Genomic DNA, 11,557 nt, shown 5'->3' on the forward strand with positions numbered 1-11,557 from the left:
TCCAACAAATAAATCATCCTTGCTTTGATGCGATCGCACCTAACAAGGCTCTTTTAGCCCGCGCAGGCGGGCTTTGTCCGTGTAGCCCCACCCTTCAGGGTGCGGGTTTTTTGAAGGTTTTATTTTTTGGAGTTCCCTAACCCATCTCAATCATCACCAGGATAGCCTGGGACGGACGGAGGTTGTTACACTAATCTCTACCGGAGATCATCAAAACCTTCCCTCCGTCTGTTTATCGATTACCCCAGGGATTACAAGTCATGCCCGATCCATCATTGGTTTCACCCAGATCCATCGTTCAAACCTTTCCTTTAAGTACCGTAGGGGCGCTGGTTTGTGGCCCTAGCAGTCGGGTGTTGATTGCCAAAACCACGAAATGGCGAGGGTTGTGGGGGGTCCCCGGTGGTAAAGTCGATTGGGGAGAAACCCTGGAAGCGGCCTTATTACGGGAGTTTCGGGAAGAAGTGGGACTGGACCTGGTGGAGATCCGCTGGGCACTGTTGCAAGAGGCGGTTTTAGACCCGCAATTTTATCGGGAAGCTCACTTTATTATGATGAACTATTATGCCCGTTCCACCACAGAAGCGGTGATTCCTAATGATGAAATTGAGGAATGGGTTTGGGTGACACCACAAGAGGCACTCAACTATTCTTTGAATACTTACACCCGCGTTCTGGTTGAACATTATCTCAACTGGATTGACGATTGAACGAGTCAACCAACCCAGTTACTTCCCCTCTCTATCTCATCTCTAATCCGGTCCCGATCCCCTAAAAAAATCTGTCCTTTACCATTAATGACTAACCATGACTAATTTTAATCATCTCAAACGTCGCCAATTTCTGAAAATGAGTTCCTTGGCGATAGGAACTAGCCTCTTGACCAGTTGTACGAATCGTGGAACGCAACCTTCCGCCTCCACAGCGAATGGAAAACTGGACAAAGTTAAAGTGGGGTTAAGCTGGAAAGCTGAAGCGGAGTACGGCGGATTTTATCAGGCCCTGGCAACCGGGATTTATCGAGACTATGGATTCGATGTAGAAATTAGACCCCTCCCGCCCCAAGGGAATGTGACTCAATTGTTGATGGGGGATTTAGTTGATTTTAGCATCGGACAAGCAGTGAATGCGCTCCAAGCAGCGGATCAAGGGATTCCCAAAGTGACTATAGCTGCTATTTTTCAAAATGAAATTCAAGCGTTTTTAGCTCATCCCGGTGTCGGCAATGATTCGTTGGCGCAACTGAAGGGAAAACGGGTGTTTATTGTTCCGGGACTGAGTAGTATTTATTGGCCTTTCCTGGAAAAACAGTACGGTTATACTCAAGACCAGCAACGCCCTTATAATTTCAATGTTACGCCATTTTTGCTGGACAAAGATTCGGTTCAACAGGGATTGCTGACTTCAGAACCTTTTATGATTGAAAAAGAAGGCGGGTTTAAACCCGTGGTTTTACTGTTAAGTGAAACGGGATTGAATCCTTATAATTTCACCCTGGAAACCACTCATAAATTAATTGAATCTAAACCGGATTTGGTTCATCGCTTTGTCGATGCTTCTATGAAAGGATGGTACAGCTATCTGGACAATCCCGCCCTGGGAAATGAGTTAATTCAGCAAGACAATCCAGAAATGTCGGATGAGTTGCTGGCTTTTTCCCTGGGTAAGATAGCGGAGTATGATCTGATTAAGTCGGGAGATGCCTCCACCCTCGGCATTGGGGCGATGACTGATGAACGATGGAAAACCTTGTTTGACCAGTTGGTAACTGCTGGGGTTTTAGAGGACAAACCCATCTATAACGATGCCTACACTTTAGAGTTTATTAATAAGGGGGTAGATTATTACTTGTCTTAAAATTTGTGCGTTCTCATCCCATGATTGAGCAGAAAATAAAAGCCTCCCTGTAGGGTTGATTCGCGAATCAACCCTACATTGTGGGGTTAAAAAACCCGCACCCTCAAGGGTGGAGGCTCACAGGACGAAGCCTGCCTCCGCAGGCTACAAATAAAAACTTTTTTGAGTGACAAGAAAACATGATAAACCCGGAACCGGCGATTACTATCAGCGATGTGAGTAAGGTTTTTAATAATGGGGTGGTGGCTTTAAAGGATGTCAATCTGAAGGTGAATCGGGAAGATTTTGTGAGTTTGGTTGGCCCTTCCGGATGCGGAAAAAGTACGATTTTAAGAATTATTGCGGGACTCAGTGAGAGCAGTGGGGGGACAATTGAATGGGCCGATCGCACCTTAAAACAACAGATTGCGTTCGTCTTTCAAGACCCGGCTTTGATGCCTTGGAATACGGTCAAAAATAATATTCGCTTACCCCTAAAACTGATGGGAATCTCCAAAAGAATGGCGGATACCTCTATCGCCAAAACCTTGGAATTAGTCGGACTGGAAAAATTTGCGAATGCCTATCCCCGGCAGCTTTCTGGGGGGATGAAAATGCGGGTTTCCATTGCTCGGGCAATTGTTACTGAACCCCGGGTTTTACTGATGGATGAACCATTCGGGGCTTTGGATGATATCACCCGCACTAACCTCAATGATGAGTTACTTTCGTTATGGAATCACCAACGTCAAACCATCATTTTTGTGACTCATAATATTTATGAAGCGGTTTATCTCTCCAAGCGAGTGGTGGTGATGGGGGCGAATCCGGGACGGGCGAGCGCTGAAATTACCATCGATGAACCGTTACCCCGCACAGAATCGTTTCGGACTTCTGAGCGGTATCTCAACTATTGTCAACAAGTCTATGCGGCTTTATCTGAAGCAATGGATCCGCAATCCCAGGAATCCCCCCGGCAATTTTTCTCGGTCTAATTCTGCTATCAAAGTCCAGGATGATTCCAGGCATCTCCAGGATAAAGAATGATGCTTTATCAGGGATGAAGCGCTTCACTAAACCCCGGTGATTCTTTCCCCTCTATCCTGCTCAAATTCCCTGGGATTCAGGCGGTTTGACAGGATAGAGGGGTTTCAACGGGCAGCCGGATGATTGGATTATTTTGGCTAAGATGGCTCAACATTTTGCTATAATTAACCCCTGGTTCTGAGTTACGGTTTCTTTGAAGTAGAGTCAATCAACCAGAGTTCTAGCGCCGTTTTCTATAGAATCTTGCCCCTACGAGAAGGAGATGCTGAATCATTTGGAGAAATCTTTAACGGGACGAGTTGCCATTGTCACGGGAGCAGGTCGGGGGATTGGTGCCGCCACTGCTCGGCAGTTGGCACAGCTTGGCGCTTCTGTTGTCCTTGTCAGTCGGAATGCGGAGCAACTGGAGGAGGTGAGAGGGGCGATCGCCACTGAATGTTCACCGGAGCAAGTTGTGGTTTATCCGGCGGATGTTAGTTCCGAGGCACAGACTCAGGCGGTTTTTGACCAGGCGATCGCCACCTTCGGTCGGGTGGATATCCTAATTAACAATGCCGGAATGGTGCAAGTCACCGATTTTACCCAAATTGAACTGGCGGATTGGGAACGGATCATGGCGGTGAATGTCACCGGGATATTCTTATATTGCCGGGAGTTTTTTCGCCGTGCGATCGCTCAATCTCATGGCGGTGCGATCGTCAATGTCGCCTCCCTCTCCGGTATTCGCGGTCCCGATAAATTCCCGGGATTCACCAGTTACATTACCAGTAAATACGGAGTAGTTGGCATCACCGATTCCCTCGCAGTAGAAGGTAAACCCCACGGAATTCGCGTGAATAGCGTTTCCCCCGGTGCCGTGGATACAGTTCTTCTCAAACAAGCTGCGCCCTTTCTAAAAACACAAACCACCCCAGATGATGTGGCGCGCACCATCGTCTTTTTAGCGGACGATTATCAAGCGAAATGTCTCACCGGCGCTAACCTCGAAATTTTTAGTAATGCTTAGGAGTTTTCTCAATGTCGATGATTTATATCACCCGTCGCGTCACCTTTTGCGCCTCCCATCGTCTCCACAGCGATGCCTTATCCGATGAAGAAAATCGCCGAGTCTTTGGCAAATGCAACAATCCTAATGGTCATGGTCATAACTATGCCCTAAAGGTGACAGTCCGGGGAGAAGTTAATCCGGAAACGGGGATTGTCATGAATTTCTTTGACCTTCAAGATGCCATTGATGCCGCCATTTTGGAGGAGGTGGATCACAAGCATATTAATTTAGATGTCCCCGCTTTCAAAGGCATCAATCCCACCGCTGAAAATATGGTGGTAGTCTTTTGGAATATGCTCGAACCCAAGTTACCCCCCGGGTTGCTCTATGAAATGCAGTTGTATGAAACCGACAACGATTGTGTGACTTATCGGGGAACCTAGAGAACTGCTACTGTCCGCCCTGACTAGAGGATTGCTATAGTTTACCCCAGGGACAAGAAACCGGGTTTCTCACCCAAATTTATGATGAATTGCCCAAATTTTTGACAGAAACCCGGTTTCTCACCCATTTTGTACGGATGCCCTTTGGGTCGATTGATGTATCCATCCTCTCAACTCCGGACGGGTTAACTCTTTCGGACAGAACCGATTCACCAATTACTGCATCCAATAAAATGAACAAAGATATTGCTTTAATTTTAGCCAAACTGAAGAAAAATAAGTTATTTTCTCTGGATACCATTGCGCCGATTGTAGTGGGAATTCTGGTGTTATCTGCTTGGGAAATTGGGGTAGAAGTCACCGAAACTCCCGTATATTTATTGCCGAAACCTTCGGTCATTTTCCAGGCTTTAATTAAGGATTGGCCGATTCTGTTTCCCGCTTTACTCATTACTTTGAAAATTACGGTAGTGGCTTTTATAACTGCTGCAATTTCGGGGTTAATGATTGCGATTTTGATGTCTCAAAGTAAGTGGATTGAGAAAAGTCTGTATCCTTATGCGATTGTTTTACAGACCACTCCTATCGTGGCGATCGCACCTTTAATTATTATCTGGTTTAAAGACTATACCTTTGGCGCTTTGGTAGCTTGTGCCTGGATTGTCGCCTTTTTCCCAATTATTTCTAATACCACCTTTGGCTTAAATAGCCTCGACCCCAATTTACGAGATTTATTTATCCTCTACAAAGCCTCACGCTGGCAAACCCTCTGGTATTTGAGACTACCGAGTGCCTTACCTTATTTTTTATCAGGATTGCGGATTAGCGGGGGATTATCCTTAATTGGTGCCGTGGTTGCAGAATTTGTCGCCGGGACTGGCGGGACCGATTCCGGGATTGCCTATCAAATGCTGATTGCTGGTTACAATCTGCAAATTCCCAGAATGTTTGCCGCCTTATTGTTGGTGACGATTCTGGGAATTTTGATTTTTACTTTGTTATCCAAGATATCGGATTGGGTCTTAGGTGAATGGCATGAAGGGTCAGTTAAACGGGATAGTTAACGGACCATTTTTGTCAGAATCATATTACTTGGTCGTCATCGTATGGACGCCATCCCAGTCCTCTGGCGGTGGCATTTTAATATAATCTTGCGCTCTTTGAATGTGAATTTTTACCGCTTGATCTTCGGGGTAAATTGCGCCTGCGGATTGAAAAAGGGTAATCGATTCTAAGAAGTTTCTGGAGATATAGGCGGCACGTCCGGCGCTATAAAAGTCTAAGAATTTCTGTTTTTCGGCATTTAGGGGAGTCTGACGATCGCCGATTAATTCATAAATCCCCACTGCCTGATTTTTCCCCTTGACCCGAATCTTATCTAACTCGCGTACCCAGATGCGATCGCTACAAAGTTGATAAGTAAATTCGCTAATAATAATATCACATTTATATTCCTTTGTCACGCTTTCTAACCGCGCACTTAAATTTACTCCATCCCCAATCACCGTATAATCCATCCGCTTTTGACTGCCAATATTTCCAGAAACCACTTCCCCGGAACTAATCCCAATCCCAATGCGAATATTGTGTTCTTTTTGCTGACGATTAAATTCATCTAAACGCCGACGCATATCTAAAGCCGATTGTACCGCCTTCCAAGCATGGTCTTTCAGGGGTAACGGTGCCCCAAATACCGCCATTAACGCATCCCCAATAAATTTATCCAAGGTGCCATCGCAGTTAAATACCGCTTCTACCATCGTCTCGAAATAGTTATTTAAAAGCGAGACAACTTCTGCCGCTTCTAGGTTTTCCGTCAGGGTTGTATAACCGCGAATATCCGAAAATAAAATAGTGACTTCTTTGCGTTCCCCCACCATTAAAGCATCTTCCCCTAATGCCATCACCCGTTCCGCCACCCCAGGGGTCATATATCGATACATGGTGGTCTTCATCCGTTTTTCCCGGCTAATATCTTCCAAAACCACTAATCCACCCCGGACTCCCCCTTCTGGGTTGGTTAAAGGATTCACCGTGAGGTTGAGACTGCGTTCGATTTCTTTAACTTGACTTTTGGGGTATTTTATGGAATTTTCATCCGGCTCATTCCAAGGGATGTAAAACTCCGGATTGTTGCGATCGCCTATCACCAAAATCGCACTTTCCATATTCGTTTCATCCAACTTAACTAACCCAATGGTCAGACTTTGTTCCGGGACGAAATGCCTTGCTGCATTTTGTAACGCATCCTGTAAGCGAAATCTCAAATTGTCAATCGGGACCACTTCCCAAACATAGCGGCCTTGTAGCTTTTGCTGCCACAACAGCAGTTTTTGCTTATTTTCCCGCTGGATCTGAAACTGGCGATCGCTTTCCTTGCGGTCATCCTTCTGAATCGGACATCCCAGCAACTCTAACGCCGCCTCATTAATCGTGACAATTTTACCGTCCATATTGGTGGAAATCACCGCATCGGAAAGGCTTTCTAAAATATCTTTTTGATATTGCTTCTCTAGCAAAACACTCTCAAACAATTGCGCGTTTTGCAATGCAATTCCCGCCTGAGCATTAAACGCGCGCAAAAACGCTTCATCGGAAGAATTAAAACTCCCCTTCTGTTTATTAATCAGTTGCGTCACCCCGATTAACTCCCCCGACGCATTAAAAACCGGCATACAAAGAATCGTAGCGGTTTGATAACCCGTTTTCCGGTCAATCGTCGGGTCAAACCGAGGGTCTAAATAGGCATCGTGAATATTCAGAGTTTGACCCGTAGAAGCGACATAACCGGCAATGCCACGATTCGCCGGAATCCGAATTTCCACCATCGTTTTGCCATCTGCCTTGGCGACTTTCGTCCAGAGTTCCTCGGTTTCCTTGCTGAGTAAAAATAGGGTACTGCGATCGGCCTGCATTAAATCCTTGGCGCGGTCCATCACAGCGCGTAACGTCGTTTCCAGGTCCAGACTTTGACCTAAAGTCGTCGTTGCTTCCAGTAACGCACTCACCCCGCGTTGATTTCTCGCTGCCACATAAAAAGACTGACAACTTTCCAGAATAATCGCGATCGAAGAGGCAAACCCGGCAAATTGAAGCTGATCCTCGCGGTTGAACGGAACCTCCCCGATTTTATTCAGGACCTGGACCACCGCCACCACGCGATCGGTGTCTTTGCTGCTAAAAATCGGTTCACAGAGAAGATTTCGCGGGTCACATCCCGGGGGTTCGTCTACTTCTGCTTGAAATAAAGGATGATTGCGAACATCGGCAATATTGACACTTTCGCCATTGCAGGCAACATGACCGAGAATGCCGATATGGATGGGTAATCGGATTTCGGTACTTTTCCCGGTTTCATCTTGGCTAATTTTTGACCAAAGTTGCTCTTTCTCTTGGTCAATTAAAAAAATAGTCGTCTTTTCTGCTTGCAGGATTTGACTAATTTTGAGGGTGAAGGCATCAAGTAGCTGTTCTAACAGAATTTCGAGCGCTTCATTATTAATCAGATCGATCGCCAGCAGACATTGTTGAAATTCTGCCGTAATAAAATCAAGGATGCAGACAAATTCGCCAACCTGCATATCCTTGACCCGCCGGGTCAACTCCCCCATGCGACCCACCCGAGTTAAAGCCGCTAGAACGCTACCAGTGCCTGAAAATGTCATGTTTTATCAACGCTTACCGGCTCAGATTTGCCTGATCTCTATGGTACGCTACCCCTGGGAAATGTGGGGAGGTGGGTCATTTGTCCTTTGTCATTTGTCATTTGTCATTTGTCCTTGGGGGATGGGGGAGGATGTTCAACGTCCCGACTGAAGTCGTTCTCCGGTGTTCAACGTCCCGACTGAAGTCGTTCTCTGGTGTTCAACGTCCCGACTGAAGTCGTTCTCTTCGTTTGTAGTAACGACTTGCTGTCGTTCTCTTCGTTTGTAGTAACGACTTGCTGTCGTTTCTAGCTCAAGCCGTGACAAGCACCATGAGCGGATTAAGCGCCTGTGAAGGAACTGGAGGCTCCAGACATGGGTGCGTGACTTGGCATTCGCCAAGTCACGCGGTAACGACTGAAGTCGTTACTACAAACATCTTCCCTATCCACCCCATCCCCCAAGGACCAATGACCAATGACCAATGACCAATGACCAATGACCAATGACCAATGACCAATGACCAATGACCCCTCAAGCAGCTAGAGGTAAACTACCCGCATCTAGGATGGTTTGGTAATAGCGCCGGAGTTGCGCTGTTGCCGCTTGCCATCCCCATTGTTCGGCTTCTTTGCGAGCATTTTGGCGGAGGGATTGGCGTTCGATTTGGTTGGCGAGGAGGCGTTGGGTGGCGGCGATCGCACCATTCTCCTCATCGGGATCAAACAAGCATCCATTGACCCCATCGGTGACGATATCCAGAATCCCTCCTCTGGCGGCAGCAACCACGGGACAACCGGCTGCCATTGCTTCTAACAGCACTAAACCCAGGGTTTCGGTTCGGGAAGGGAAAATAAAGGCATCGGCAGAGGCGAAGGCGCTGGCTAATTCTTCTCCATGTAAATAGCCGACAAAATGGGTGGGGGTTCCGGCAAAGTGTTGTTCGAGTTGTTGCCGGGTGGGTCCATCACCGACTAAGGCTAATCTGGCATCGGGAATGGCTTCTAGGACGGGTTTAATGCGATCGATTTCTTTCTCGGCACCGAGTCGTCCCACATACAGCAGCAGGGGACTGTCGGGATTCCCCTGACTGAGGCGATCGCGCATTTCTCGACTGGCTAAATGAGGTTGAAATAACTCCGTATCCACCCCACGCTGCCACAAATCTACCCGTTCAATGTCATGGTTTCGTAATTCTTCCACCATTGCCATTGATGTGCATAAGTTCAATTCCGCTTGATTATGACCGGCTTTGAGCAGTTCCCAAAGCAAGGGTTCTAGGACACCTAACCCATAATGGTGCAAATATTTGGGGAGGTGGGTATGGTAGGAGGCGACTAAGGGGATTTTCAGACTTTTGGCGTAGTAAATTCCCCCGACTCCTAACACAGCAGGGTTAACCACATGAATTAAATCCGGGTCAAAGGCTTCGAGTTTGCGCCGTAAGGATGGGGTGGGAAAGGCTAATTTGAGTTCGGGATAGAGGGGTAAGGGATACCCGGTGACGCCATAAACTTCGGCTCCTTTGTATTCAGTAATGCCGTAGTCGGGAGAAAAGACGAGGACGCGATCGCCAGCACGTTGCAGTTGTTCGACAGTGCGGCAAAGTCGGGTGACAATGCCATCAACTTTGGGATAAAAGGTTTCGGTAAAAAGTGCGATTCTCATATCAAATTTTAGTTACACAAGGATTTTAGGTCAGCCTATGAGCAACTTCAGCATTTTCAATGGATAAATGATAGTGCGAGATTCTAGCTGTTTTAACTGGCGAGCTAGAAGCTCGCACTCCTGTTCAGAAACAAGACTTACGCAGATTTTGAGAATCTCCTCTTAATGTAGAGGCGATTCGCGAATCGCCTCTACATTTATTAGGGTTTCATCTTAAAGATTGCGTAATTCCTGATAAATTTAGGCAGGATATAGAATCCTTTAGTCTCACCGAATGCTGCTAAACAACAGGGTTTAACGTCGCCAAGATACTTTGGGTAGAATCTGATTTTTGTCGATTCGGTTCTGGTATTTGACGGCGAAATTCAGCAGAGAATCGAGTAGGGAATCAGATAGATAATGGGGTTGTAACCCTAAATCTAGCAGTTTGGTATTTTTGGCATTGAAATAATGTTCTTCGAGTTCGACTCTGGGGTTCTCCAGGTGGTCGATTTCGATTTTCAATCCCATTGCCATCCCTGCTTGTTGCACCTTCGTTGCCAGTTCACCGATGTTGAATAGTTCGGTAAATTGGTTAAAGACACGGAATTGTCCGGGTTCTGCTGGGTTGGCGATCGCCAGTTCCATGCAGCGTACCGTATCCCGAATATCCAAAAATCCTCGGGTTTGTCCGCCTTTGCCATACACAGTCAGGGGATGTCCCACTGCTGCTTGAATGCAGAAGCGATTGAGTGCCGTCCCAAACACGCCATCGTAATCGAGGCGGTTGATTAGCATCTCATCCATGCCGGTTTCTTCCGTCAGGACCCCATAAACCACCCCTTGGTTCAAATCTGTGGCACGCAGACCCCAAATTTTGCAAGCAAACTGGATATTGTGACTATCGTGAACCTTACTTAAGTGATAGAAACTTCCCGGTTGCTTCGGATAGGGGAGGGTATCTTTGCGCCCGTTATGCTCAATGGTGATATAGCCTTCTTCAATATCGATATTTGGCGTGCCATACTCGCCCATTGTGCCTAACTTCACCAAATGGCAGTCAGGGAAATCTTCCTTCATGGCATAAAGCAGATTCAGAGTTCCCACCACGTTATTCACTTGAGTGAGAACCGCATGGTCACGATCAATCATCGAAAAGGGGGCCGATCGCTGCTCACCAAAGTGAACAATCGTATCCGGTTCAAACTGATGGAGGGCCTTACTTAAGAAAGCGTAATCAGTGATATCCCCAACGAACAGATCAATAGACTTGCCAGTTAGATCGCGCCAACGCTGCAACCGTTGCTGAATCGGGGCGATCGGTGTTAGGGTTTCAACGCAAAGTTGTGCATCCCAATGCCGACGCACCAAACTATCTAAAATTGCGACATCGTAACCGTGATTGGATAGGTAAAGCGCAGTTGCCCAACCGCAATAGCCGTCACCGCCAATAACCAGGACTCTCATAGGTAGATGAATCTTGCTTGCCAATACTCGGTAACTCTACCAGGTTTGTGCCACCTGTGGGATATTTCCCCCCAGCGACTTGACAGAATTCCGCAAAAAATCTGCATTAAGGAATACCAGACTACAAAATGCCAGCGCATCCGGTCCCCTCCCCTTGGCAAGGGGAGGGTTAGGGTGGGGTTCTTCTGGATTTGCCAGCGCATCCGGTCCCCTCCCCTTGGCAAGGGGAGGGTTAGGGTGGGGTTCTTCTGGATTTACCAGACTTCCTTCCGGTCCCCTCCCCTTGGCAAGGGGAGGGTTAGGGTGGGGTTCTTCTGACGTAGAGATCGCCACGTCACTCACTCGTAGGGAACTCCAAAAAATAAACTCTCCAAAACGTTCGTTCGTAGTGATGGATCAACGGAGTAGCCCCGTCAATGTAGGGGCGTATTGCATACGCCCTGGGGCCTGCGCATTGCGCCCCTACACCTTCCTTCCCGTTCAAC

Annotated in this window: 9 protein-coding genes; 6 read left to right on the top strand and 3 right to left on the bottom strand. The window is 47.2% G+C overall.

Features of this window, described 5'->3' with window-relative positions:
* Positions 1-260 precede the first annotated feature (260 nt).
* The 6 genes from NG833_RS23600 (at position 261) to NG833_RS23625 (ending at position 5,378) form a co-directional block, all read left to right on the top strand.
* The gene (locus NG833_RS23600; protein ID WP_254567718.1) at positions 261-710 is read left to right on the top strand and encodes an NUDIX domain-containing protein; all 450 of its coding nucleotides are present in this window, start codon (positions 261-263) and stop codon (positions 708-710) included.
* Between the two features lie 97 nt (positions 711-807).
* On the top strand, positions 808-1,857 hold the full coding sequence (locus tag NG833_RS23605; RefSeq protein WP_254567719.1) for an ABC transporter substrate-binding protein: 1,050 nt from the start codon (positions 808-810) through the stop codon (positions 1,855-1,857).
* A gap of 179 nt (positions 1,858-2,036) precedes the next feature.
* Positions 2,037-2,831: an ABC transporter ATP-binding protein gene (locus tag NG833_RS23610; protein WP_254567720.1), complete on the top strand. Its 795-nt coding sequence runs from the start codon at positions 2,037-2,039 to the stop codon at positions 2,829-2,831.
* 314 nt (positions 2,832-3,145) lie between these two features.
* Positions 3,146-3,889: an SDR family NAD(P)-dependent oxidoreductase gene (locus NG833_RS23615; RefSeq protein ID WP_254567721.1), complete on the top strand. Its 744-nt coding sequence runs from the start codon at positions 3,146-3,148 to the stop codon at positions 3,887-3,889.
* Positions 3,890-3,900: 11 nt separating this feature from the next.
* Positions 3,901-4,314, top strand: coding sequence for a 6-carboxytetrahydropterin synthase (locus NG833_RS23620; RefSeq protein WP_254567722.1), 414 nt, complete (start codon positions 3,901-3,903; stop codon positions 4,312-4,314).
* 233 nt (positions 4,315-4,547) lie between these two features.
* Positions 4,548-5,378 (top strand): ABC transporter permease, encoded by an 831-nt coding sequence (locus NG833_RS23625; protein WP_254567723.1) that lies wholly within the window; start codon positions 4,548-4,550, stop codon positions 5,376-5,378.
* 24 nt (positions 5,379-5,402) lie between these two features.
* Here the strand turns inward: NG833_RS23625 and NG833_RS23630 are convergent, their stop codons facing one another.
* From NG833_RS23630 to NG833_RS23640, 3 genes are all read right to left on the bottom strand, one after another.
* Complete coding sequence (locus NG833_RS23630; RefSeq protein WP_254567724.1) at positions 5,403-7,979, bottom strand: adenylate/guanylate cyclase domain-containing protein; 2,577 nt, start codon at positions 7,977-7,979, stop codon at positions 5,403-5,405.
* Positions 7,980-8,492: 513 nt separating this feature from the next.
* Positions 8,493-9,626, bottom strand: a complete 1,134-nt coding sequence (locus tag NG833_RS23635; protein WP_254567725.1) for a glycosyltransferase — start codon at positions 9,624-9,626, stop codon at positions 8,493-8,495.
* A 294-nt stretch (positions 9,627-9,920) separates the two neighbouring features.
* Positions 9,921-11,072: an NAD-dependent epimerase/dehydratase family protein gene (locus tag NG833_RS23640; protein WP_254567726.1), complete on the bottom strand. Its 1,152-nt coding sequence runs from the start codon at positions 11,070-11,072 to the stop codon at positions 9,921-9,923.
* Between the last annotated feature and the right edge of the window lie 485 nt (positions 11,073-11,557).

Origin of the sequence: Oscillatoria sp. HE19RPO (genome assembly GCF_024220515.1) — a bacterium.
Classification (GTDB): domain Bacteria; phylum Cyanobacteriota; class Cyanobacteriia; order Cyanobacteriales; family Laspinemataceae; genus Laspinema.